Source organism: Microbulbifer mixtoriginis (SeqCode), assembly GCF_052467705.1.
In genome coordinates, this window is sequence record NZ_CP174322.1 from 2,640,859 (window position 1) to 2,666,475 (window position 25,617).

The 25,617-nt window shown below is 47.9% G+C and carries 21 protein-coding genes; 6 read left to right on the plus strand and 15 right to left on the minus strand.

Annotated features, from left to right (window positions below; translation table 11 throughout):
• Positions 1-140: 140 nt before the first annotated feature.
• Entirely contained in the window at positions 141-1,814 is a 1,674-nt protein-coding gene (locus tag ACJJIB_RS11675) for a BCCT family transporter (RefSeq protein WP_444886161.1), read from the plus strand.
• A 52-nt stretch (positions 1,815-1,866) separates the two neighbouring features.
• Here ACJJIB_RS11675 and ACJJIB_RS11680 read toward each other — a convergent pair whose 3' ends face one another.
• The 4 genes from ACJJIB_RS11680 to betB form a co-directional block, all read right to left on the minus strand.
• The gene (locus ACJJIB_RS11680; RefSeq protein WP_252085897.1) at positions 1,867-2,580 is read right to left on the minus strand and encodes a TorF family putative porin; all 714 of its coding nucleotides are present in this window, start codon (positions 2,578-2,580) and stop codon (positions 1,867-1,869) included.
• A 63-nt stretch (positions 2,581-2,643) separates the two neighbouring features.
• Positions 2,644-3,861: a BCCT family transporter gene (locus ACJJIB_RS11685; protein ID WP_444886162.1), complete on the minus strand. Its 1,218-nt coding sequence runs from the start codon at positions 3,859-3,861 to the stop codon at positions 2,644-2,646.
• 128 nt (positions 3,862-3,989) lie between these two features.
• Positions 3,990-5,660, minus strand: coding sequence for a choline dehydrogenase (betA, locus tag ACJJIB_RS11690; protein ID WP_444886163.1), 1,671 nt, complete (start codon positions 5,658-5,660; stop codon positions 3,990-3,992).
• Between the two features lie 12 nt (positions 5,661-5,672).
• Positions 5,673-7,136 (minus strand): betaine-aldehyde dehydrogenase, encoded by a 1,464-nt coding sequence (gene betB, locus ACJJIB_RS11695; protein WP_444886164.1) that lies wholly within the window; start codon positions 7,134-7,136, stop codon positions 5,673-5,675.
• Between the two features lie 1,187 nt (positions 7,137-8,323).
• Between betB and ACJJIB_RS11700 the strand changes: the two genes are divergently transcribed.
• Complete coding sequence (locus tag ACJJIB_RS11700) at positions 8,324-8,758, plus strand: phosphate-starvation-inducible PsiE family protein (protein ID WP_444886165.1); 435 nt, start codon at positions 8,324-8,326, stop codon at positions 8,756-8,758.
• A 129-nt stretch (positions 8,759-8,887) separates the two neighbouring features.
• Here ACJJIB_RS11700 and ACJJIB_RS11705 read toward each other — a convergent pair whose 3' ends face one another.
• From ACJJIB_RS11705 to ectA, 10 genes are all read right to left on the minus strand, one after another.
• A complete protein-coding gene (locus tag ACJJIB_RS11705) occupies positions 8,888-9,931 on the minus strand; it encodes a succinylglutamate desuccinylase/aspartoacylase family protein (protein ID WP_444886166.1) in 1,044 nt (347 codons plus the stop codon).
• An 11-nt stretch (positions 9,932-9,942) separates the two neighbouring features.
• Complete coding sequence (gene rimK, locus ACJJIB_RS11710; RefSeq protein ID WP_444888929.1) at positions 9,943-10,854, minus strand: 30S ribosomal protein S6--L-glutamate ligase; 912 nt, start codon at positions 10,852-10,854, stop codon at positions 9,943-9,945.
• A 418-nt stretch (positions 10,855-11,272) separates the two neighbouring features.
• Entirely contained in the window at positions 11,273-12,700 is a 1,428-nt protein-coding gene (locus ACJJIB_RS11715) for a sodium/proline symporter (protein WP_444886167.1), read from the minus strand.
• A 147-nt stretch (positions 12,701-12,847) separates the two neighbouring features.
• Positions 12,848-14,386, minus strand: a complete 1,539-nt coding sequence (locus ACJJIB_RS11720) for a molybdopterin-dependent oxidoreductase (RefSeq protein WP_444886168.1) — start codon at positions 14,384-14,386, stop codon at positions 12,848-12,850.
• Positions 14,387-14,460: 74 nt separating this feature from the next.
• On the minus strand, positions 14,461-15,378 hold the full coding sequence (locus ACJJIB_RS11725; protein ID WP_444886169.1) for a TPR end-of-group domain-containing protein: 918 nt from the start codon (positions 15,376-15,378) through the stop codon (positions 14,461-14,463).
• Positions 15,363-16,793, minus strand: coding sequence for an aspartate kinase (locus tag ACJJIB_RS11730; RefSeq protein WP_444886170.1), 1,431 nt, complete (start codon positions 16,791-16,793; stop codon positions 15,363-15,365). Before ACJJIB_RS11730 ends, ACJJIB_RS11725 begins: the two co-directional genes overlap by 16 nt.
• A 75-nt stretch (positions 16,794-16,868) precedes the next feature.
• Positions 16,869-17,786: an ectoine hydroxylase gene (gene thpD / locus ACJJIB_RS11735; protein WP_444886171.1), complete on the minus strand. Its 918-nt coding sequence runs from the start codon at positions 17,784-17,786 to the stop codon at positions 16,869-16,871.
• Positions 17,787-17,813: 27 nt separating this feature from the next.
• Entirely contained in the window at positions 17,814-18,215 is a 402-nt protein-coding gene (locus tag ACJJIB_RS11740) for an ectoine synthase (protein WP_444886172.1), read from the minus strand.
• Between the two features lie 95 nt (positions 18,216-18,310).
• Positions 18,311-19,606, minus strand: a complete 1,296-nt coding sequence (gene ectB / locus ACJJIB_RS11745) for a diaminobutyrate--2-oxoglutarate transaminase (RefSeq protein ID WP_444886173.1) — start codon at positions 19,604-19,606, stop codon at positions 18,311-18,313.
• Positions 19,607-19,619: 13 nt separating this feature from the next.
• Positions 19,620-20,078 (minus strand): diaminobutyrate acetyltransferase, encoded by a 459-nt coding sequence (gene ectA, locus ACJJIB_RS11750; RefSeq protein WP_444886174.1) that lies wholly within the window; start codon positions 20,076-20,078, stop codon positions 19,620-19,622.
• 472 nt (positions 20,079-20,550) lie between these two features.
• On the opposite strand from ectA, the gene ACJJIB_RS11755 reads away from it, so the two are divergent.
• From ACJJIB_RS11755 to ACJJIB_RS11765, 3 genes are all read left to right on the plus strand, one after another.
• Positions 20,551-21,108, plus strand: coding sequence for a MarR family winged helix-turn-helix transcriptional regulator (locus tag ACJJIB_RS11755; protein ID WP_252085909.1), 558 nt, complete (start codon positions 20,551-20,553; stop codon positions 21,106-21,108).
• 164 nt (positions 21,109-21,272) lie between these two features.
• The gene (locus tag ACJJIB_RS11760) at positions 21,273-22,337 is read left to right on the plus strand and encodes an FAD-dependent oxidoreductase (RefSeq protein WP_444884919.1); all 1,065 of its coding nucleotides are present in this window, start codon (positions 21,273-21,275) and stop codon (positions 22,335-22,337) included.
• Positions 22,338-22,462: 125 nt separating this feature from the next.
• Positions 22,463-23,107 carry a CatA-like O-acetyltransferase gene (locus tag ACJJIB_RS11765; RefSeq protein ID WP_444884918.1) on the plus strand — a complete coding sequence of 215 codons (645 nt, stop codon included), beginning with the start codon at positions 22,463-22,465 and terminating at the stop codon, positions 23,105-23,107.
• A 38-nt stretch (positions 23,108-23,145) separates the two neighbouring features.
• Here the strand turns inward: ACJJIB_RS11765 and ACJJIB_RS11770 are convergent, their stop codons facing one another.
• Complete coding sequence (locus ACJJIB_RS11770; protein WP_444886175.1) at positions 23,146-23,934, minus strand: CLCA_X family protein; 789 nt, start codon at positions 23,932-23,934, stop codon at positions 23,146-23,148.
• A 263-nt stretch (positions 23,935-24,197) separates the two neighbouring features.
• On the opposite strand from ACJJIB_RS11770, the gene ACJJIB_RS11775 reads away from it, so the two are divergent.
• Positions 24,198-25,571: an NAD-dependent succinate-semialdehyde dehydrogenase gene (locus ACJJIB_RS11775; protein ID WP_444886176.1), complete on the plus strand. Its 1,374-nt coding sequence runs from the start codon at positions 24,198-24,200 to the stop codon at positions 25,569-25,571.
• The last annotated feature ends 46 nt before the right edge of the window (positions 25,572-25,617 follow it).

The window sequence follows — 25,617 nt, forward strand, 5'->3', positions numbered from 1 at the left end:
ATATATCCGTACAGGGAGATATGTGCCGTTCTAGTGGATGATTGACGCCCAATTGGTTATTAGAAGTGTCGTTCTCATTATTGGCGTAATTTAACCACACCCAAAACCTAAGTTGTTGCTCTTCGGAATGGAGATAGTCGTTGAGTAAGGGGTCAAGAGAGCTGATTGATAAGCCCACTTTTTTTGGGGCAATCTTATTGTTACTGATAACGACAGTGCCTTTGATCTTGTTTCCAGATTTGGGCTCACTGTGGATTTTGGCGGCAAAGGAGTTTGTAACAGAACGTTTTGGTATTCTCTACCTTTTACTGGGAATAGGGTCGATTCTTTTTATGGCTTATATTGCTTTTAGTGATATCGGCCGCATCAAGCTTGGAAGCAAGAAGGAATCCCCTGAGTTCTCGACAGTTTCTTGGGTTGCCATGTTGCTAAGCTGTGGCATCGGCGCCTCCATTCTGTATTGGTCAATGGTTGAATGGGTTTACTATTATCAGCAACCGCCATTTCAGGTTGAAGCAAATACACCGGAAGCGGCCCGCTGGGCAGTGGCCTATGGCATATTCCATTGGGGCCCTCTGGCTTGGTCCATCTACCTAATCCCGGCGCTGCCAATCGCTTACTTTTACTATGTGCGCAGAAGTAGGGTATTAAAATTTAGCCAGGCTCTTGTCCCGGTGCTGGGTGAGCACAGGGCCAAGGGTGCCACTGGAAAGCTTATCGATATCTCTTTGGTATTCGGTATGTTGGGTGGCGTCGCTACCCGGTTGGGTATAGCTGCACCCTTAATCACCCAGGGGTTTCATGAGTTGTTAGGGTTACCTATTAGACTTGAGACACAAATAGCTGTACTTATACTCTGCGCTCTATTGTTTGGTTACAGTGCTTTTGTTGGTTTGAAGCGCGGGATCAAAACCTTTTCTAATTTTACCATGTGGCTTGCCCTATTATTATTGCTCTTTGTTCTTATTGCTGGGCCAACTCTATTTATACTCAATAATGGGCTGGAGACATTAGGGCGGATGTTACACAGCTTCCTGCGAATGGCTACCTGGACTGAATCCTTCTCATATTTTGAGCAACTTTCCTACTTTCGCTTTCCTCAACAGTGGACTGTTTTCTATTGGGCTTGGTGGTTAGTTTTCGCACCAAGCGTTGGCCTTTTTATCGCCCATATCTCTCGGGGGCGGACAATAAAAGAGATGATCATTGGTTCTATATTTTTTGGGACCCTCGGTTGTTTTCTTTTCTATATGGTTCTTGGCAACTATGGGGTATATTTGCAGTTTTCTGGGAAGCTTGATCTGGTGCAGCTCCTAAACAACCAGGGAGCCAATGCCACTATTTTCGCCATACTGAAGACTTTGCCAGCAGGTCAGTGGGTGGTACTGGTGTATACATTGGTTGCACTGGTTTTTACTGCTATTACCTTTGATTCCATTTCCCATATCCTCGCCTCAGTTGTACAAAATGAGGTAGACACAGAGCCTCTTCGCTGGAACCGAATTTTTTGGGCATTTGCCTTGGCATTACTGCCGATTGCCTTAATGATACTGGGTGGATTCGAAGCGTTATTGGCAGCGAGCATTATTGCAGGCATCCCTCTATTATTAGTTGCTCTATTACTTTGTCTCTCAATCGTTAAAGTTGCACGGCATGACTTGGGCTCCCACCCAACTCTAATTGAAAAGGAAATAGTTCTTGAAAAGTTATCCGCAAAGGTGCCATGGAGCCAAGAAGAGGGGGGCGAGCAAGATGGAACCACTTTAGGTTCTTCTGAAAACGCTAAACAGGGAAGTGCGGGGGAGAGGTCTTAGGATTTTAAGAGTGAGAATACCGGGGCTCAGGCCCCGGTATAAACTTCTAACCTTACAGGTTGAAAGTGCGAGCGACAGAGAAAACGATACGCTCGTCGGTATCCTTCGTATCGATAGTAGTGTTCTCAGCAGCAATATTGAAATCAAAACCGTTTAGAGAGGTCATGTATTCTACACGGTAGTGGTTGTAGGATTTTTTATTATTGCCCCAACTCCAGTTGTCCAAATTTGTAGAGGTAGAGCGGTCCACACTGAAACGAACGTTATGCCCCTCTGCAAATTCAAAAGTGTGAGCCAGCATCATAATGTAGTGGCTGCCGCCCAGACCAAAGTAGTCCCAGCTGTACCAGCCATTCACTTCGGACTCGCCCAGGTTGGAGCTATAACCCAGCTTGGTATAAGCTTCTGGGTAGTCATAGTTTCTAGAGACATCCTTATCACCATGATAGGTGTAGTAAGCAATACCAGTATCCAGACTTACCTTGTCATTAAGTTGTAAGAATTTGCCAGCGTAGAAATCTAGCTCGAGATTGACGTCATCACCTACAAAATCCACATTGGAAGCCCAGGAGCCAATGTACCAACCGTTATCGAAGCCGTAGTCCAGGCTTGCCTGCAGGGCTGGGTCGCTTTTGGTCTGGCTAACACCATTAAAGGTGTAGTCGGTGGTCAGATTTACAGTAGAAGACAGCTCTGCTTGGGATTGCTGAGCAAGTACCAGCAGGGAAGCACAAGTGAGTGCAGAAAGTTTCAACGTCGATTTCATTGTTAAATTACCGCTTATTTATATTTTGTAGCCCCCACCTAAGAGGGTGGGGGATTTCAACAGTTAGCTCGCCAGTTCGATCTTGTTAAAGTCGATTTTGTTTTCTTTAGGCGAGGAGTCGATAGCAGCTACCGCTCTGAAGCGCTTCACCAGGATGTAACCCAGACAGCAGAAGAAGATGCCAATCACCAAAGCGCCGATCCACTGGATTTGTAGGAAGTCCAGCTTGAACAACAGGGTGAGCAGGCTCATTGCAGCCAGGTTCAGCACGAAGTACTTCCACTTGCCCAGGCGCGCAACGGTCATGCCCAGATTGTCGGTGTACAGGCGAATCAGGGAATCCAGCGAGTTGATCACGAAGGTAATACCCACAATCACCATAGCCAGGTTGTAGAAGCCACTGGTATCCAGGCCTTGGCTGGAGTAGTAGTAGAGCACGGTGAACCAGAGTGCGATGGGGATGGATGGGAAAATTAGCATCGCCGCCAGCACTTGGTAAGTGCGCAGGCCACCCACAAAGCGGGAGGTAAACTGGCCGATCATAATGCTCCAGGCAAACCACCAGAACAGGTAAAACTCGTGATAGTCATTTAACGGCAGCACGAACTGGTGGATGTTGCCAAAGTAACCGCCGAGCAGCGCAAAGGTGGAGGCAAAGTCGCCAACGCTACCGTTCTCACCGGTAAAGGCGCCAACCCACATGACCGCGATCAAGCCAATAAACATCCAGGTAGTTGCCAGGCTGAGGAAGCGCACATAGCGCAGGCTGGTGGATGAGTAGACCGCTGCGGCGATCACTGCAAATACGATCAGGTAGAAGGTGCCCACAATGGTTTCACCATCACCAACTTGCGGCAGATACCAGGGCAAGTTGCTAAGCAGCAAGTAAGCGGTAAAGGCGCAGGTTCCGATAATCACCACATTGTTAATCAGTTTTACTGGGCCCAACTCAAAGAATTTAACTTTAGGTTCGATAATGCAGAAGTAAAAACAGGTGAGGAAGTAGAAGCCCCAGATCAGGAAGGCCCAAAAACCAAACTCAATCGCGAGTGGGTTGGTGAAACCATATTCTGGGCTATTGGCTAAGTCTGCGTAGCCACCGAACTCGGTGAGGGGGAACATGATCAGGCCTACATCGAGGCCGGAGGTGAAAAGGATCGCTATAAAAGTGAAGGTTTTGACCGGGGTTACCCCGACCATCTTCACATTTCCCCATTTAATCAGCGAGAAAATTATTGCCGTGAAGGTAAACAATAATCCCGCGGAAAGCCAAGCTGTCATGCTGAGTCTCCAGCTAGTTATTGGTATGCCGGCGCCCCCAGAGGGCATTGCTGTGCGAGATTTGAATATCCCCGTCGCGTTTGAAGGGGGCAGTCAAATCTCTGCCAGAGCGCCGACGTAAATTCAGCTCACTGAGCGCGCGCAGGGCGGCCAGGTCGCTGAGTGCTGGTAGCCTTGGTCGCTACCGGTGCCTTGGAGGGCGCCAATACGGGGCGCCCTAAAATCAGGTCAGCAGCCCGCTCCGCCACCATAATGGTGGGCGCATTCAGGTTGCCGTTGGGAATGGTCGGAAAGATGGAGGAATCTACAACTCTCAAACCCTGCAAACCGTGTACACGGGTTTCCGGGTCTACCACTGCCATTGCATCAGTGCCCATCTTGCAGGAGCAGGATGGGTGGTAAGCACTCTCGACGGATTCCCGTACGAAAGCGTCAATTTGTTCATCAGTCTGGATATCGGTACCGGGCTGGATTTCATCGCCTCGGTATTCGTCGAAAGCCGGCTGATTGATAATCTCGCGAGTCAGTCGCACACAAGCGCGGAAACCCTCAATATCCTCTTTCTCCTGCAAATAATTAAACAGGATAGAAGGGGATTGCTTGGGATCGCTGCTCACTACTTTGACCCTGCCGCGACTCTTGGGCTTGTTGTGCCCGATATGCACCTGGAAGCCGTGGCCATCGAAAGCTTCGCGGCCGTCATAGCGCATGGCTGCTGGCAGGAAGTGATATTGCAGGTCCGGCCACTCCACGTTTTCTTTGGAGCGAATAAAACCGCAGGACTCGAAATGGTTGGTGGCTCCGAGGCCATCCTTCTTCAGTATCCAACGAGCACCGATCAGGAATTTATTCCAAGGGTCGAGCTTGCCATTCAGGGAAATCGGCTGGTTGCAACGGAACTGGAAATAGAATTCCAGGTGATCCTGCAAGTTTTGGCCAACGCCGGGGAGTTCGTGTTGGAGTGCGATACCGGCTTCTGCCAGTGTTTTGGGATCTCCAATTCCGGAGAGCTGAAGAAGGTGAGGGGAGCCGATGGGACCTGCGCTGAGGATGACTTCCTGCTGCGCCTTGAATTCCAGGATCTTTCCCTTGCGTTCAAGTTTGATTCCGACTGCGCGTTTACCTTCCAGAATCACCTTATGCACAGTGGCGTGGGTCAATACCGTCAAATTGGGGCGCTGCATGGCCGGCTTTAGGTAGGCGTTGGCGGTAGACCAACGCTTTCCATCTTTTACCGTCATATGCATGGGGCCAAAGCCCTCTTGCTGCTCGCCGTTGTAATCTGCGGTGTAGTCGTAGCCAGCTTCTTTACCGGCTTCGATAAAGGCTCCATAAAGGGGGTTGGCCATTTCATTGCCGTTATTGACCCCCAGTGGACCTTCGTCGCCACGGTAATCGTCACCGCCGAAAGCCCAGGTCTCAGAGCGTTTGAAGTAGGGCAGGCAGTGGGCGTAGTCCCAGCCTTCGGCGCCGTGCTGTGCCCACTCATCAAAGTCTTTGGCGTGCCCGCGCACGTAAACCATCCCGTTAATCGAGGAAGAGCCACCGAGCACCTTGCCTCTGGGGCAATGCATGCTGCGGTTGTCCAGGTACGGCTCTGGCTCGGTCATAAACTGCCAGGCGTACTTATCGGTATTCATGGGAATGGATAGTGCGGTGGGCATCTGGATAAAGATGCTGCGATCGCTACCCCCGGTCTCTACCAGGAGGACTTTTTTATCTTCCTGGGCAGACAGGCGGTTGGCCAGAACGCAACCGGCAGAGCCGGCGCCGACAATGATGTAGTCAAACTCACTCATACAGGGTACCGCTTAAAATGGACTTTCCAGTGGTGCCAGGCCCACATACACCGCTTTTAGCTGGGTATAGTGGTTCAGGGTCGCAAGTCCATTTTCGCGTCCGATTCCGGATAACTTGTATCCGCCCACCGGCATTTCTGCCGGGGAAGCGCCGTAGGCATTGATCCAGCAGATACCCGCTTGCATCTGGTGGATCACACGGTGGGCGCGAGTGATATCACGGGTAAATACGCCGGCGGCGAGGCCCAAACGGGTATCGTTAGCGCGGCGGATCACTTCGTCTTCATCATCAAAGACCAGTACCGACATTACCGGGCCGAAGATCTCTTCGCGGCAAATGGTCATATCGTCATGACAGTCGGTGAATACGGTGGGAGCAACGAAGTAACCGTTAGGTGAATTTTCTGGTGAAAGGGTGTGGCCGCCGCAGAACAAGGTCGCGCCTTCCTCTTTCCCCTTGCTGATGTAGTCCATCACCAATTGCTGGTGCTTGGCAGAGATCAGCGCGCCGAAGTTGGTGTCCGGATTCATCGGATCACCAGCAATAATATTTTGTTCAACACGCTCTTTTAGACGAGCGAGGAACTGATCGTGAATGCTGCGGTGTACAAATACCCGGGTGCCGTTGGTGCAGATTTCGCCCTGGGTGTAGAAGTTGCCCAGCATGGCAGCAGAGATAGCTTGCTCCAGGTCGGCATCATTAAAGATCACCAGCGGGGACTTGCCTCCCAGCTCCATGGTGACTTCTTTCAGGTTGGAAGCCGCTGCGGCCATCACTTTCTTGCCGGTACCCACTTCGCCGGTAAAGGAAACCTTGGCGATATCCGGGTGGTTAGTCAGCCAGGCACCCACGGCGCCATCGCCCTGGATTACGTTGAAAACACCCGGGGGCATGCCCGCTTCAATAAAGATTTCAGCCAACTTCAAAGCACCTTTGGGGGTTTCTTCGGAAGGCTTGAAGATCATGGCGTTACCGCAGGCCAGGGCCGGGGCGGCTTTCCAGCAAGCGATTTGTAAGGGGTAGTTCCAGGCACCGATTCCGGCGCAGATGCCCAGGGGCTCGCGGCGGGTGTAGTAGAAGTCCTCACCGACTTGCTGCTGATTGCCTTCAATGCCTGCAGCCAGGCCGGCAAAGAATTCGATGGAGTCGGCTCCAGTCACCACGTCGACAACACTGGCTTCCTGCCAGGGCTTGCCGGTATCAGCCACTTCGATAGCTGCCAGTTCGTCGTTGCGCTCGCGCAACAGTGCTACTGCTTTCAGCAGGATGCGGCTGCGCTCGACCGGCATCATCGCTGACCACTGGGCAAAACCGCGCTTGGCGCTCTCGATGGTTTCTGCGAGTACCTTCTCGTCGGCAACCTCAACCTGATAGCTGACCTCGTTGGTAGCAGGGTTGAACACGTCAAAACATTCACCGCTTTCGTTTGCCAGGTAGCGGCCATCAACAAAGCTTTGTTTTTTTTCCAATGACATCTGTTTCTCCATACTGCTCTAACAGAGAGTCAATAGGTTGTTTCTAAGTCGATGAAGTAGGGTTGGCGGCCTGTTAACCGCAAACTTTGAACCACTGGTCATCGTTGTATTTCATAACAATCACTAGGGGTCTCACCTGCCGGATTTCAGTGGCGAATATGATGGAACCCCTACGCCTTAGCACCTAAGTACCAAGCTTTATGACGCAAAATGTAACATATTATTAGTTTGAACTCTAATTGTTCGAATTCAATGCACTGCACAACGGGATAAATTGTGAGGTTGATTTTCCAGTATATGATCGACTTACAGGTGAGTCATACGCAGAAAATTGATTCATATAGCTTAAAAATCTCATTCGAACTCTATCAAAATCACAGATATGCGAGCGATCAAATATCAACCAGCACAGGAAATGGCTTGCAAAGGTATGAGAGTTAAGAGAGGGGTGGCCGGAACGAAAAATATAAAACTGGCAGAGCCTAACAGGGGGCGCAGGTAAGCGAGTAATGATTGCCTTTTGCTGCTAACTGGCCCCGTACTTTTTTGGCTGCAAGGGATATAAGCATTAGTTAATGAACGATAAGTGACCGCTTATCGGATGTTGGGTCAATTAGCCGCATATTGGTCGTTTACGAAATTGGTCAAAAAACGATCCTTTCGATATGTTGCACAAAACATAATCGTCGGTGCTAATAATTCAGTGAAAGTCGACAAGCCCCGGTTTACCCGACCTTAATCCTCAACGGTAACTTCAGTCATACGGATAACTTGATTAGGCTTTCACCAAAAAATAGCAAGAGTGGGCAAGATGCTCTTGCAATGTGAACCCAACAAAAGACTCTTTAGTGATTGGTGGTTACCAGCGACACTGCGCCAGTTTAGAAATTTTCAAGCTTAAAATGAGGAATGTCTTGAGTTATGAGTACGGATCAATTGGATGGTAGCGAACTGTCGATGGAGGTGTTCACCCAAAGATAATACCAACTTGATTTTTTGTGCAGAATTTTTGCTTCCAACGCTGCCAGCTATAGCAACCAATCGGCATAGTTACGAAATAATTAAACGTCGTTATGCTAGTTAAGATTCGCTTGATGGTACCAAGCAAGCGTAGTCTAATGCCTGGCCGGTAGGGGGCTCGATTATACCCGCCTACCATTCTAAAATTAATTGTGTTGGCTACAAAAATGAAAAGCGAGAAAATAAAACAATACTTTGATAAAGCAGTTGACTTAGTTTTTGCTGTTATCCTTGTGTTTATCATTATTGGAATTGCCATAGGTACGATACAGTTATTCACTACGACATGGAAACTGTTAAATTTTGAAGGTATAACTGGGCATTACATAGGGATAATTACTGACGTTTTAACTCTTTATGTCTTGATCGAATTGTCTCGCTCTCTAGTTGAGTATTTCAACACTCACAAGCTGAGACTAACTTTCATTGTTGACGCGGCAATTGTTTTTGTTTTGCGCGAAATACTTATCTCCCTATTTAAGCATGATGTTAAAGCCGAGATGCTTTATGCGTTCTCTGCTTTTATACTCGTGCTTGGAGCGCTTCGTATTTCCTCTATATTGGTTTATCAGCGTGAGAAACAGATGGTGGATGATCATTGAGATAGAAGAGCTTATATCTTGAATCAAGATCGTTAAGTAAACTCGATGTGAATAAGCCAAGAAGATATACGTACTCTTCTTGGCTTTACTTCAAAGAAAGTCCAGGTATAAATTAAGAGATTGGGCAATCTACAGTAATGTACTTTCTGAGTATTCCAGTACGCTTTGGAAAACCTCTACCGATGCCGCAGCTTCCTTAATATCTTCAAAACGGGCTATGTGAAAGAGGGCGTCGCCGGCATTAACCAGTGGGATATTGGTCTTCCCAATGATGAGGCCTGAAAACTGAGATTTAACCTCATATTCTTTAGGTGTAAATAGATCTGATGGGTCAGAAATTATACCTAAGATATCCCCTTTGTTAACATGAGCTCCAAGTGGGGCTGTAGAGCGTAGCAGGCCACTTTCCGGTGCCCGCTCCCAGCTACTAGAACGAGCTACAAATGGTTCCGACTGTTTGCGGATATTTTTACCTGCCGCTAGCATAGATAACTTACGCATTACGGACAAAATACCTCGAACGCCCGCGCTTATGGATAACTCATCAAATCGCAATGCTTCTCCTGCCTCATACAGTAATATTTTAACTCCATGCTCTTTAGCTGCTTGACGCAAAGAGCCGTCACGCAAGTTTGAGTTAAGTATTACTGGAACAGAAAAAGCTTCTGCGAGAGTTTTTGTTTCCGGATCATCTAAGTCGGCTCGTACTTGCGGTAGGTTGGAGCGGTGTAATGCCCCAGTATGCAGATCAATACCGTAATCACATTGAGAAACAATCTCTTGCAAGAAGATGTGAGCAAGTCGAGCTGCGAGGGAGCCACGTTTTGACCCCGGAAATGAACGATTTAGATCACGCCGATCAGGCAGATATCGAGAGTGTTGTATAATCCCAAATACATTGACAACGGGAATAACAATTAAGGTTCCTCTTAAGCGTTTTATTGCACTTGTTCTTAGCAAGCGCCGTACAATTTCTACACCGTTAAGTTCATCTCCATGGATAGCCGCACTAATAAACAGCCGCGGCCCAGCTTTTTTGCCACACATCACCTGTACAGGAATGTTGATATCCGTATGAGTGTACAGTTTGGCAATAGGGAGGTCGATTACTCGAGACTCCCCAGGGAGTACAGTAACACCATTGATTGTTATTGGTTGGTTTGCTGTTGGCATTTTTATTAATATTATCCCTTACCGCGAGTCCTTGTTTTGTTGGGTCTTGCGTTATTTTCGATGAATTCGATAATCATCCCTGCAACATCTTTGTTAGTAGCCTCTTCAATACCCTTTAACCCTGGAGAAGAGTTTACCTCCATAATTAATGGTCCTCGACTTGAGCGAAGAAGGTCTACACCACACACATTTAGCCCCATGATGCTCGCAGCTTTTACTGCGCTAGCTCTCTCAGCGGGAGACAGCTTAACAAGCTTGGCTGTTCCACCCCTATGAAGGTTTGATCTAAATTCACCCTCTGGAGCTGTCCTCTGCATAGCAGCAATGACCTTGCCACCAACTACAAAGCAGCGTATATCACTACCACCAGCTTCCTCTATGAACTCTTGGATAAGAATATTACTTTTTACCCCCATGAAGGCCTGGATAACGCTCTCTGCTGCTTTTTTTGTCTCAGCGAGAACGACACCAATGCCCTGAGTGCCCTCCAGTACTTTGATGACCAGAGGAGCACCACCCACTTCTCTAATTAAGCCCTCTATATCATCCGGTGAGTTAGCGAAGGCGGTAATGGGAATCCCCACGCCTTTTCGCGATAAAAGTTGAATAGAGCGGAGTTTGTCTCGTGAGCGAGATATGGCGACAGACTCGTTAACACAGTAGGTTCCCATCATCTCAAATTGGCGAACAACTGAAGTGCCATAGAAAGTGACAGATGAACCAATCCGTGGAATTACCGCATCGAAATCACCAGGTATAAACTCTTTATTGCCATAGTGAATGGAGGGGTTTTCAGTTCCCATATCCATAAAACATCGAACATGATCAATCACTTGTGCTTCATGACCGCGCGCACTTGCTGCCTCAACCAGGCGTCGGGTAGAGTAAAGTTTTGGGTTTCTCGATAAGATCGCTATTTTCATATTTTTAAAATTACGCTTATGTGATCTGTTTGATGCAATGGATGTAGCTTTACTAAAAAAACAGACATCAACCACTTGGAGTCAACAGATTGTTATGTGGTTGAGACTCTCGAAAAACGGACCAATTTCCTTGCTTCTGGTCTTGGAGAGTTAGGTCAAGTTGCTCACTAAATTTAGTCTTCAGCAAATTGCTTGCTTGCAATAGTGAGCGCTGCCCGGCCTTATAACCGCTCTTTGAAGTTGTGTCTACTATAACGTTGGGGCAAGTCTCTTCTGGTGCATACAAGTACTAAGGTGGGCCTGCTTGCATGTATCCAAGTCACCCTTTTCTTGTCGACACCCTTACACCTAAAATGGAGAAAAGCAGCTTGGAACCTCCAAAAAGCTCCAAAACAAAATTAGGGTACAGAAAGTGCTACTAGCTAGAGGGATGGTTCGACTCAGCTAAAGCCAGTGGCCGGGGAAAAAGCTTTGCCAGATAAAAAACCATAAGCCCAACGATAATTCCAGGCAGCCCTTCATAGAGTAGGCCGTGAAGCCCTAGCATTCGCCAGATAATCGCGGCCATAAATCCGGCGATAACTGCTGTTACAGAGATAGCTTGGGAGGGTCTCTCGCCAAGGCACAGCACCAATAATAGAGGACCAAATGCACTGGCAAGTCCGGACCAAGAGAATATCACCAAGCTGAAGACGCTTTGATTGTTAGTTAATGCTAGGGTTAGAGCCACAGCGGTAATGCACACAGTGGTGACCTTTAAAAGCCAGGTCTTTTCAATTTTATGTGGCAGTATGTCGTGGGTAATAGCTGCCGAACAGCTGAGAAGTAATGAGTCCGCAGTGGACATGGTTGCAGCAAAGATGCCAGCCAGGATCAACCCAACAACGATCGGTGGCAGCAATTCTATGGCCATGGTCGGCAATGCTAGCTCAGCATCAAAGCTGCCGGAATCGGCGATGAAAACCCTGGATAGCAAGCCGACCCCTGTGGCCATGGAGTAAAAGAGAACAAACCACAGGTAGTACCAGCCCCGCGCCGTGCGCATTTTGCCGGGATCACTCAGAGTCATGAAGCGGACCATTATGTGGGGCTGGCCAATCACAGATAGCCCCGCAATCCCCCAACTGATGACAAAAATAACGAGCCCGCCCCAACCAGAAAAGGCCAGATCTTGGGGAAACCAGTTCGTAAATCCCTCGACGGCTTGCATTTGCCCCATTGCACTTGAGACACCTCCCAGGCTGATAAGGGCTACGGCTAGAAGTGTGCCCATAGCGACGATCATAACAATCGACTGTGCAGCATCAGTCCAAATGGAAGCGCGTATGCCGCCGGCCAGGCAATAAAGACATACCAGCAACGCCCCAACCACAGCGCCAGACCAGAGAGGCCAGTCCAGTAGTACATGTAGCGCCTTACTGCCGGCAACCATCTGTGCTGATGCATAGGTGAGCAAGAATAGTAAAGATATGATACCTATAATCCGCTGTAGGGCAGAGTGATTTTGCCCATACCAATTGCTAAGCACGCCGGCATAGCTGACTTCACCACTTGAGTCAGTGGCAGTTCTTATTCTTTTGTGTACATAAAGTGAAGCAATAAAGTCACCAGCGATCCAGCCCACCATTAACCAGACAGAAGCGAACCCGGTCATGTAGGTATAACCAATAACCCCGATGAACATATAACCGCTATTGTTAGTCGCCACTGCCGACAGGCCTACTAACCAGGGGGGAACTCCACTGCTAGCCAGGTAATAATCGGCCTTGGTGTTGCGACTAAAAAGCGCTGAGAATACACCTACCAGCACGAATAATAATAAAAACCCAACAAATGAATAAACCAATGATAATCCTTATTTTAGCAATTTTTGTTTTTATTTTTGAAACACAAATTTCGTGCGTTTTTACGTTCTAGCTTTTATTTTTTTATTTAACACATCAATTAGTTAAATCAAATAAACAATGTGCTCGGGATACATTTGACCACCTCACTATTTTGTAGCCTCCTCAATATAAGTTGCCAAAGAACTAATCTGCTCTTTCGTCATCAAGTCATTGTATGCTGGCATAGCGCCAACGCCATTGGTAACAGCGTTTTTCACGCTTTCTGCATTAGGTTTTAATTCATTAAGGTTGGGGCCTATAAGGCCCTCAGAGCCGGCATCTTTCAAGGTATGGCAAGCTCCACAAGAAGGTTGAGACTCGAGATAGACTTGCTTTCCGGCTTGACCCTCTGCAGATAAAGAGACCGATTCACGCTCTGGGGGGGGGCTTTCTTCTTTCACCATATGTTGATCAGTTGCTGTAACTTTCTCCCTGGGTAACTCACCCAACAGGTTTACCGTAAGTGCTGCATCCAGCCAGCCGTTGTGTGCATAACCGCGTTCGTTCTCTACACGTTTTTTAGGTTGGATATCCCCTTGGGTATCTGTGGCGCGCGAGACGATGGTGTGCGGACCCTTTGGTAAATTCACGGTATAAGAAAAAACTCGCCAAGCGTTGGGGCCGAGGTCCAAATCCTCTAGCGCTGCATCCTGCCAGGTTTTGCCCATATCGAGCGAGACTTCTACTTTCTTCACCCCGCGTTCACCAGAAAGCGCAACACCGTAGAAAGTCACTTCCCCAGCTAGAGCTGGGGTATTGTCCGCACCCGGCCCATTTACCCAAGACTTTACAGGCATTCGCCACATGCTTGGGTAGTCTGGGCCAGGGGGAGCGCCAATGGGTCTAAGGCGGTAACCCGTTTTTTGGATTTTGGCCTCGGATTCTTGCGGTGCGCAGATGAGAGTCTTAACGTACTTAATATTGTTACAGCCGAAATAACCTGGAACGATGAGCCGTAAAGGGCCACCATGCAGTAGCGGTATTGGAGCGCCATTCATTTCCCAAGCCAATATAGTATCGTCCAACGCCTTCTTGATAGGGATTGATCGCTCTACGACCAGGTCATTGCGCTCCATCCCCTCAGGAATGATCTCGCCTCCAGTAGCGGTCAAAAAGTTCATTCCCGCATCCACACCGCCAAAATGATCAAACAGGGTTTTCAGCCGAACGCCTGTCCAGATAGCGCAGCCGGCTGCGCCAACTCCCCATTTAGAGCCTGCCGGTTCATGCTCGAAAAAAGCGCGGCCGTTGCCTGTACATTGAATAACTGCACCGACGGCATCTAAACCCAGCCCTTTCAGCTCTGCTACAGAGATAGCAGTGGGCTGCTTTAAGCCTTTGACTTCAAGCATCCAGGTGTCCGGTCGCTCAACAATCTGGGGGGAGGGCAATGGCAAATTGTTGCGCACAAAAAACCGGGGCTCAGGGGTGATAGCGCTCATGCCCATCAAAGATCGACGGGTTTCTATTGTCAGTGGGTTAATCCCATGAATAATGAAATTTTTGGGGTTAACTCCACTTGGCAATTTGGACGTTGATGGGGGAGTAAGAGCAACACTTGCAGAGGGGGCTAGTAAGGCGCCTGTAGCTGCGGTCATGGCTCTTAGAAAGCCACGGCGGCTTTCATCAAGGCTTGATTCACTCATGGCTTTATTGATCCGCGTATTGATACTTGAGCTCACATAGTCTTATAGCTTTAAAATGCCAAGGTGACAGCTTGCTAAGTATCTTTTTCGCGGCTATGTGGCGGCGGGGTTTGAGCAATAACCTTGTCTAGATCCTTGAAAACGTCACTTACCGCCAGTGGCTGTAAGGCATTGTCACTGAGAATTTCATCCCGATAACTTTCTCGCCTCTTAATGGCCTCAGCCAGATACCGTAGCGCTTCATCAAACTGCTCCATAGCCGTATAGGCACAAGCTAGCTGGTAGAAGGCATGGCTGTTATCTGGATCAATTCCTAGGGCTTGCTGACAAAGATTTGCAGCCCATTGGGGCTCGTTCAACTCCAGCACTGCATCAGCTTTATATGTCAATGCTTCAACATCTTCATGACGAAGACGCAGAATCTCATCATAGATCGCGATTTTGTTGGCGATTGAGGATTCCTGCTGAGCACGTAGCCAGAGAGATTGTACTTCTTGAGTCAGCTCAATTTCCTCGCGATTCTCTTCAATGTGCTGGGTCTTTTGTTGTAATTGACTCTCTATGACCTCCAGACGTTTTTCATATTCTTGAACCAGCTTTGATATCTCCTCATCCGCTAGGGAGTGCACACGCTCTTTAATATCTTGTAGCGATCGCCAACCCACTAAGACCAATATGGAAGTGGCGGCGGCTATGAGGTAAAAGAAGTAGGTGACCGTATCGGTTGCATAAGCAACCGCTCGGTCCACGGAATTATGCTCCCGGTCGACAATCTGCTGGATCAACTCTTGTTTAGCTTTGGCTTGGTCGATACGCAACTGTTTGATTTCATCCAGCACATACCGCTCTATAAATGGTGTATAGAGCGGCTTCTGTAAAGATTCCACCTCTTTCTGCGCACTGTCTTCATTATCGGCTTCCGTTTCCTGGGAAACGGAAGCCGGGGAAAGCAAAAGAAAAGTCAAAAAACAGGTGTTTAGGAGGCGAGGCATATTGCGGTCCCATGATCATAAACCTCAACCAGTGCCTCATGAAGTGTTCTAATGGCAGTGTCATAATCTGGTTCACTAACAACAAACTGCATGTCCACATGCCGCATAGAGTGGTGCATAGCGAGTACTGAAATATCGTTAGAAGCCAGTGATTGAACCGCTTTTGCCAGTACGCCGGGGATATGCATATCGCTCCCGATGGCGGAAACAATAGCCACTTTCCTTTGGTTCAATTCTGCTTCCGGGAAGCGCTCTTCCAGAGATGCCTGTATACGCTTGATGGTTTTCAGATTAGTCGCCAAAAAGTGGGTTAGGGTATTGGCGTTGGTATTTTTAGATACAATATGGGCCTTGTACCTCTTTATTACCGTAAGCACTTCCCGATCATAATCGTGGATCGTGCCCGCCATATCCTGATCAAAAAGTTCCAGCGCATAGACACCTTTACAGCCAGCAATAATCTCCACACAGGGCGAATCACTCACATAGTCACGGGTGATTAATGTTCCGGCGTGCTCTGGCTCAAAGGTATTCTTTACCCGGAGGGGGATATTCTTCTGGCGTAAACCCTTTGCCGCCTTGGGATGAATTGCCTCCATACCCAGATTGGCCAGTTGATCGGCCACATCGTAATTTGTACGGCCGATAGGCACAGCGTTATCCGGTCCAACTAGGCGAGGGTCCGCACTGCTCAAGTGGAACTCTTTGTGGATCACTGCCTCTTTGGCTCCTGTGAGTACGGCAAGGCGGCTAAAGGTCATTTCACTATAACCCCGGTCAAAGGAAATAAGCAGTCCCTTATCGCTGTGGGCATAACCGGTAACAATCGGTAACTGTTGATTCAAGTCGATGTTGGCGAAGGCATCACGAATGCGCTCATCCAGCGGTATGTGCTTACTGGTACGCCAGCCCGTTAGATCTACAAAGCACGCATTGACTCCATCCCGCTGCAGCAGTTTTGATGTATTCCAAGCGCTGTGTGCCTCGCCAAGGCTGGCAAGCATTTCTCTTACTGTTCCCAGGTGGGCATCTAGAGAAAAGTGGCCATGCTGGCAGAGACTTTGTAAGTCTCGAAGGCACTTCTTAGCCCCCTCCAGGCGCTCATCCAAGAAGAGATTGGCCTCCTTGAGCAAGTCAGTGTCACCAAATAGACGATCGTTGATCTGTCGCAGCTGTGTGCGAAGCTCACCAAACTTCACCAGCCAGCTATCATCCTCAATACTGCTTGAGAAGAGGCCATAAATACCCGGCTGGCCACTCTTTTTATGCTCTAGAAGTAGATCGGTAATACCACCATAAGCTGAAACTACAAAAACACGATTGTAGAGCCTTTTGGAGTCACCTTTAATAATGTTGTCCCGGACAGATTCATAGTCCGACATTGAGGTGCCACCAATCTTTTCTATCGTATGCATTGTCTCTTACTGGTCCTTTCTTTCTCTTGATAACGGCGTATCCAGTGGGTGAATGCCACTGGGTTAGGTTTCATATCAGATAACAGAAATCGATTTCCTCGTGCAGATATGTTCTGGCCTTGGTGGGAGGCTACAAAATGGGTCTTCTACCTTATTGCTCAATGCATTAAAGACAAAAAACAAGTTGGATCTCGGATATGGGCTAATATTGCTGCTGGAGCCGTGCATCAGGTTGCAATCAAATACGACTAAACTGCCAGGTTTACCTATAACAGATTTTATGCCCCCTTCAGATGTCAGCCTGCGTAGGTGATCATCTGACGGAATTCCGAGCTCTTGTTTTTTCAAAGAACTTAAATAATGCCCCTCAGGGGTTTCACCATCACAGCCGATGTAGTGGTGATGGGACTTCGGAATGAGCATTAATGGGCCGTTGTAATTCCGGCTCTCGGTTAAGATTACGGATACACTGAGTGCGCGCATTCGCGGCATTCCATCCTCAACATGCCAAGTTTCAAAGTCAGAATGCCAATAGAAATCCTTGCCACGAAATCCAGGTTTATAGTTCGCCCGAGATTGATGGATATAAACCTCATCATCCAAAATATATCTCGCGATATTTGATATCCGGTTATCCCTTGAAAGCTTCCTGAATAGGCTGCTGCGTTCATGAATACGAAATACCGAGCGCACTTCTTCACTTTCTAACTCCGTAATAAGTTCATCAGAGCTGCGGATGTCATTGTCTTCCTTGAGGGTTTCCAGCTCTTTTTGAAAGACCTGGACCTCCCTCTCAGAAAATACATTTTCAAGAACGATATATCCCTGCTGCCTATAGGCGTCCACCTGCTCAAGATCCAGCGGGGGAGGGGGATTTGGTCCACCATAAACTACTGGATCTCTACGCCGTGTTACTCGACCTGCGACTCCTCGTTTTCTGGAGGGGTACATATCATTTCTGAGCGAATGGATGCGTTCTAGCAGGTACTTCATTTCAGCTGCTGCCCTGTAATTGACTACCTATTCAATGGGGTCGGCTTCTAGTTCATATGCGCCCTCAGAGTTGTGTACCTCCTTTCCATTTAAAGGAGGGTTAAACACACAGGCCATGGTCATTTCTTCAAATGCCCTCAAAGTGTGCCGATCATGTTTGTCGAGGACATAGATGGTACCAGGCTCGATAGGGTGCTTTTTCCCATCATCCATCGTCTCCACCTCTCCTCTGCCGGAAACGCAGTAAACTGCTTCCAGGTGGTTTTGATAGTGCATTTGGAAGTCAGCACCGGTGTATATGGTGGTGATGTGGAAGGAGAAACCAACGCCATCATCCTTTAAAAGTAGGCGTGTACTCTCCCAATTGCCATCTGGCGAGACGATTCTTCGGTTTGATTTTTTGGCTTCTTGTAGATTTCTAACAATCATGAATATTCCTTTATGTTGTATGTGTAACTATATAGCCTGGTTATCAGCAGGCTTAGCTTTCCAGCTGGATCATTGAGTTTTGGATACAATTGGGTCTAGCAGGCCTCGAAATAGACTCTTTCTTCAGGGATATCCTGCTCTCCAGCACAGACTTCTCGAATTGCTGATTCAATAATGTCGATACCTTTCTTAAGGTTCTGGTCAGTGATGACCAGAGGGCAGAGTAGCTTAACGATTTGATCATCTGCGCCACTAGTTTCAATGATTAACCCCTGCTTAAAGGCGAGTTTGGTAATCTTTTCTGCAAGTTCGCCACTCACACAATCAATACCTTGGAACATGCCGCGGCCTTTAGTGGTGAAGTTACCCTCACCATATTGACTGACAATACTTGCCAACCGCTCGGAGATGTACTTCCCTTTACGTTTGATTTCCCGCGAAAAGTTATCATTTGACCAATAGTGATCAATTGCCGCTTTGGCCGTAACAAAAGCCAGGTTGTTACCACGAAATGTGCCGTTGTGCTCACCAGGTTTCCATTGGTCTAATTCGGGCTTCATTAAAACCAGGGCAAAGGGCAGCCCGTAGCCACTGAGTGACTTGGAAAGGGTAATGATGTCAGGCACGATACCGGCTTCTTCGAAACTGAAAAAATTTCCAGTGCGGCCACAGCCAGCCTGAATATCATCGACGATAAAGAGCAGCCCGTGCTTTTTACACACAGCTTGTAGGCTTCTCAACCACTCGATACTGGCCGCATTAATGCCTCCTTCACCCTGAACGGTTTCGACAATAATCGCCGCGGGAGAATTGATTCCGCTGCTGGAATCTGTAAGCACCTTGTCAAGATACTCTGTAGTATCGATATTTTTGCCAAGATAGTTGTCATAGGGCATGCGATGAGTGCCATTCAAGCTAACCCCAGCAGCATCCCTGTGGTGGGAGTTACCGGTAGCTGCCAGGGAGCCTAAACTCACACCGTGAAAACCATTGGTAAAAGTCACAATATTTTGCTGCCCGGTAACATTGCGGGCAATTTTCATTGCTGCTTCAACCGCATTTGTCCCGGTTGGGCCAGTAAACTGAACCACGTATTCCATATTGCGTGGCTTGAGAATCTTATCGTTAAGTGCTTGCAGGAACTCACCCTTGGCTTTGGTGTGCATATCCAAACCATGGGTAATGCCATCACTCTGAATGTAGTCCTGCAGAGCCCGCTTAAATAGCGGATTGTTGTGCCCATAATTGAGAGTACCGGCACCAGCTAGAAAATCCAGATACTGATTCCCCTCCTCGTCCCACATGAGTTCGCCTTTTGCACGATTGAATACTCGCGGAAAAGAGCGGGCGTAACTTTGTACTTCAGATTCAATCTCATCAAAAATTTTCATAGTTATCTCTCTTTTAAGCTGTTTTTGTTTGAGCAATAGGCCCGATACGTACACGGGTTTCGGAGTCATGCAGACCATCAAAGTGAGTCTGGGAGTCCATCCAGGGGGAGGATTGGAGGCTTGCAGAGAGCTTCTCTGCAGTGCTCTGGAAGAGGGCCCAGGAAGGGAGGTTATGTTCAGTGATCGTTGTCTCGATAAATCTCACTGATCTGCACTGAGGGCGCTCGATGATATTTTTGAGCATGAGAGAGGCTAACCCCAGCCCTCTTGCCTTTTCCGACACGGCAACCTGCCAAATAAACAGGGTATCTGTGCGACCAGGGATCAAGTAACCGGAGATAAACCCCAGCTTCTTATCGCCTGCTTCTGCGATCACTGAAGTGTCGGCAAAGTGACTGCACTGGAGGAGGTTGCAGTAGCTTGAGTTGGCATCCAGGGGTGGACAGCTCTCAATCAACTTGTGAACAGACATGCCATCCTCCAGGGATGGCGCTCTCAAAGAAATACTTTCTGAACTAGACAAAATAACAACCTGAACGACAAATTATACTTCCAGCTCTAAATATTTGATTGTGTAAAAATTACTCTTTTAGAGTGTTTTTTACGCTTTATTCATCTTTTAGATGCTGAAATGCTTACTGAAATAGTTAGAGTGCTAAATATCGTACACAAATTAAATATAAAGTCTAGGGCGACTATATAGGACCTGATCACATTTTTTGCACAGAAATTGGGCAGATTCGCAGGTTGTATACCCTTTGAGTGGGCAGAAATACCTAAAGATGGTGCTTCGCCCCACTTCAGAACTTTGAAGGGGTGGTGGGGTACTTGGCGATTGTTTAGTAGTGAAGATATTTTTTCGGGAGGCTCAAAGCGTTTAGTAATTAGGATATAGGGTTATATAATCCGCCCAATCGCCCTGATTCTGAGATTGAGAGGTAGCTTTGAACAGTATTGAACAAGTGCTAGTGGCCCTTCGGCGTGTAATAAGAGCCACAGATTTACACTCCAAGCACCTGGCCAAAACAACAGGCCTGACCGCTCCCCAGGTGTTATTGTTACAGGCCATTAGAAATAAGGGCGAAGTCACCATCGGTGAACTGGCCAACGAAGTGAGCCTCAGTCAAGCTACAGTGACCAACATCTTGGATCGCCTTGAGAAAAGGGGGCTTGTCTATCGCCAGCGCTCTCAATCAGACAAGCGTAAAGTGCATGCTTACCTCACAGATCAAGCTGCAGAAACACTGAGAGATGCACCTATCCCGCTCCAAGATCAATTCGCCCGCCAATTTGGTGATCTGAAGGATTGGGAGCAGAGTATGATCATTGCCTCGCTCCAGCGTGTAGCCCAGATGATGGATGCCCAGCATATTGATGCCTCCCCTGTTCTGGATATCGGTGTTTTAGACAGGCAGGGAGCAGCTATGGATAAGTCAAGTTCTTCCTTGGGATATGGCGAAGTAGCTGATTCAGCGGAAAAACCTGGGAGAGAAACACCCTAGTACCCCCGCCCCCTTTGTGGGTATCAGCAACCGGTTCTACCCCAGGTTGCTGAGCCCCATGTCAAAGTTGTCTAAGCTTGCAGCAATTGCTCTTTGTAGTTGAGTGGAGGCACTTGCATGTACTGCTGCCTCGAGCACCTCTTCATAGATTGTAAGTGGTGAATATGGACATTCTGGTTATTGGTGCTGGCCCCACCGGGTTAACTGCTGCAAACGCTTTAGCCTACAAGGGGGTGAATTGTCGTATTGTTGAGCGTAAAAATGCGCCCTCGGAACTCTCCCGAGCGGTTGGCATTATGCCTGCGACTATAGATGCTTTGGGCGAGCTGGGTGCTGCAGATCCACTCCTTGCAGAAGCCATGCCCCTCAAGAAAATGCATATTTTACGAGATGAGAGGACCCTCGTTTATCTGGATAACAGTGGCAATGAATTCAGGAAGAGGGTGCCGCTCGGTTTGCCGCAAAACCGCACCGAGGGAATCCTGCGTGATGTGCTATCCGGCAAAGGTGTTGAGGTTGAGTATGGGCTCTCAGTTACCGGCATAAGTACCACGCAAGACAGCGCATTGGTTAGTTTTTCCAATAATACCAGCGGCTCATTCGACTGGGTGATTGCTGCCGATGGCATCCAATCAGCAACCCGCGAACAGTTGAAAATCCCCTATCCGGGAATAGACTTACCCAGCAAATGGTCCATCGCAGATGTGGATTTGGCGGGTGACTTCGATCCAGAAGAGATCACTTTGGATCTCTATGGGCCTGATAACCAGTTTTCCCTGATATTGCCAATCGAAAAGCATCGCGCGCGTATCGCATCATCCACAGAAGATGCTCTGTCAGCAATAAAACTGCCCTTGGATATCACCAACGTTCGACGAACAGCAGCCTTCAAAATCTCAATACGGCAGGCCGAATCTTACCGTAAGGGCCGGATTTTACTGGCAGGGGATGCTGCACATTGTCATTCTCCTGTTGGTGGGAAGGGTATGAATCTTGGTATGGCGGATGCGATTGCTGCAGCAGCGGCAATCACTAACGGGAGCGTTGATGAATACTCACGGTTACGTCATGCAGCAGGTAAAGCTGTGGTGAAGAAAACTGAGTTGGCAAGGCATTTAATTTCTTCCGCAAATCCCATGGCAAAATCCCTTTTATGGTTATCGTTTAAAGCAATCTCCTCAATCCCTGCCGTCCATCGGGCCTTTATGAAGCAATGGACTGCGATTTAATCAATCGCGAACTCTAATTGTGAACAACCTATCGCTGATTTCACTCCCCCTGAGCGAATGAGAAGTCAAGATAGAGTATTAACATTCTCTTGAATATTGGGACACAATGATTACCAGGAATGAAGATGCCCGCCACACCGATAGATATTGAAAGCTGGAATAGAGGGGACCACTTTAAATTCTTTATGAGTAGTGCTGGGTCGACCCGTTTAAGTTTAACCCAGCCTCTAGATGTTACGGAGTTAGCCTTTTTTTGTAAGAAAAATACAATATCTTTTTATTACAGCCTTATTTTTCTTGTTACTCAAACCGCAAATGAGATAGCCGGATTTAGGCATAGGGTAGTTGATGGCCAACCCTTCGAGTTCGATATATTGCATCCGCTGTTCACCGATTTGAATAAAAATGATGATCTCTTTAAGCTTGTTATGGCTGAAATGGAAACGCACCTCATTGACTTCGTCAAAAAAGCAAAGCAACTCTCAAAAGATCAATCAGAATACCTCCCGGTAAATACATTTATGGATCGCTACGATATTTTGAATATCACCTGCTACCCCTGGGGTGACTTTTCAAGCATGCAAGTGAAACCGGTCCAACAAGAAAACTGTGATCCAGGGATACCTTTTATTGCCTGGGGTAAATACCAACAACAAGCCAACCGTCTTATGACCTCATTACATACTGAGGTAAATCATTGCTTTCTTGACGCTATTCATCTGTATCAATTCAAAACGCATCTGGAAGATAAAATCAAACTCTTAAAGTAAGGACGACGAATCTTCTAGTTAATACAAGCAAGTCAATATTACTGATTGGCTCGCATTAATGACCAAAGGCTATTTCCCAAGCAGGAAAAATAAGCCGTAAAAGCCTGATTAATTCTTAGACGCTGCTGACCCTGCGGATATAAGCCTAGTTTTGCCTCCTGGCTGGCTTTAGAGCCTGCAACCAAAAAATTATTATTGATACTGGAATCCTGAATAAAGGCCTCAAAAGCCCTGGCACAAAGTTCTACTGGCTGGCTGTAATAAATAGAGCCATTTACTTTATCGACGTTAACAGAAGCTTTCACCAGTTCACTTGGGTTATTGCCACCTTCATCCAGCATTACCGTTTTAAAGCATGCAAAAAGCAGGTCATTCAGAGGGTGGGGTACCGGGGTTGCATCGCGTAGCCAGGCCTCAGAGGCATACATGCTACTCGAAGTGTCGCTAAATGCTTTTTGCGCAAGATAGTGATCCAGTGCATGAAACCACTCATGGGCAATAGCTCCTGGACCGGCATTTTTAGCCAGGGAAAACGACTTGGCTGAAGGGTCATAAAATGCGGAGACTCCAGGGCGGCCACCAATACCGTATTGAAAAGAGAGGTTCCCGCGCAGGGAAATCAATGTTTCGGGCCCCTGCAGTATGGCCATTAAGTCGGAAAGCGCATCATAAAACAACCCTGCTGCGCGATCGCGCTCCTCAGCAGTCACCCAGCGGCCAATGGCTATAGATCTAAAGCCAAAACGCCTGCGAACATCGACAAAGGATACCTGCTCACTACCGCGCACATCCGGTCCACGGCGATAAAATTTTCGGGTTGCTACCATAGCTAGCTTAGGTGAGAACGGATGACTGGAATTTGCCCGGGATACTATTACAAGCTCGACCTGCTCCACAAGAGGGTTACCTGATCGGGCCCCGAATAAACGGCTACACTTTGGCCAGGCACCTAAAAGCTCCTTTTGCTAAGCCTTTGGTGACTGAAGTTGCTTATTGTGGAAAATCGAATCAAGAGCCCTTAGAGCTTTTACACCTACTTCTGCCTGTAGCAGTTTTATCTTGCCTGTCAAAATTCACCGGGAGTCTAACTATGGTCAAGTCCAAGCGCCCTCTGATCTCTATCAATCCATTAAATGGTGAAACCTTAAAGACTTTTCATGAGATGACTCCAGATGAGCTCGATAAAGCTATTGGCCGAGCGGATAACGCTTTCGTGGAGTGGAGTAAACGAAGCTTTAGTGAGCGAGCAACAATACTCAGGCGCGCTGGTCAGCTATTCGAGGAGCGTGCCGATGAGCTAGCCAAATTAATGGCACAGGAGATGGGCAAAAAGGTTAACGATGGGCTGGGCGAATTAGCGCTCTGCGCAGAGATTTTTGCTTATTATGCCGAGGAAGGTGAGAAGATTTTGGCTCCGCAACACCTTTCTACCCGGGAGGGGGAGGGCACGCTGGTATTTCAACCCCTCGGTGTTGTCTATGGTATCCAGCCGTGGAACTTTCCTTTCTACCAGCCTTCCCGCTTTACCGCAGCCAACTTAATCGCCGGCAATGTTGTTCTAACGAAACACGCCTCAAATGTTCCCCAGTGTGCTGAGGCATTTGAGCAACTGTTATTCGATGCCGGTGTGCCCAAGGGGGTCTACACCAACTTGCCAATTACTTCCGCAGGTGCCGCACCAATTATCGATGATGATCGGGTAAAAGGGATATCTTTTACAGGCAGCAATGCAGCGGGCGCGAAGGTTGCTGAGCAGGCTGGGCGCAACGTGAAGAAAACCGTGATGGAACTCGGTGGTGTGGACCCATTTATCGTACTCGAAGATGCAGATATGGATTTGACTGTTGAGCGATTTGTGGAAGGTAAGCTTGGAAATTGCGGCCAAATCTGCTTAGCGGCAAAGAGAATCATCCTGACGGAGCCTATTGCCGATGAATTCCTTGGGCGAGTCACCAAACTATTTGAACAATTGAAACCGGGTGACCCCCTTGAAGACACCACAGATTACGGGCCCTTGTGCACCGAAAAAGCCGCGGAGCAACTGGAAGAGCAGGTCAGTGAGTCAGTTAAAGCCGGGGCTCACTTGCTGGTAGGCGGGAAGCGCAACGGAGCGTTTGTTGAGCCAGGCATTCTAACCGATATACCGGCAGGCTCACCTGCGGCCGAGGAGGAACTCTTTGGACCCATCGCTTGCGTCTGGGTGGTAAAAGATGAGAAGGCAGCTATTGAGATGGCCAACGATAGCCGCTTTGGCCTGGGAGGATCGGTTTATACCAAGGATCACGAGAGGGGGCAGCGTGTAGCTGAAAAACTCGAATGTGGAACTGCCTTCGTCAATCATGTGGCCTCAAGCTATGCGAGCATGCCAATGGGTGGTGTAAAAAAATCCGGTTACGGCCGTGAACTGGGCGAGCTGGGCATCAAAGAGTTTGTGAACCAGAAGTTGATACGACATTTTAACTGAGCAGTTAGCCACTCCTATTGCCCCTGTGAAATCACAGGGGTTTTAA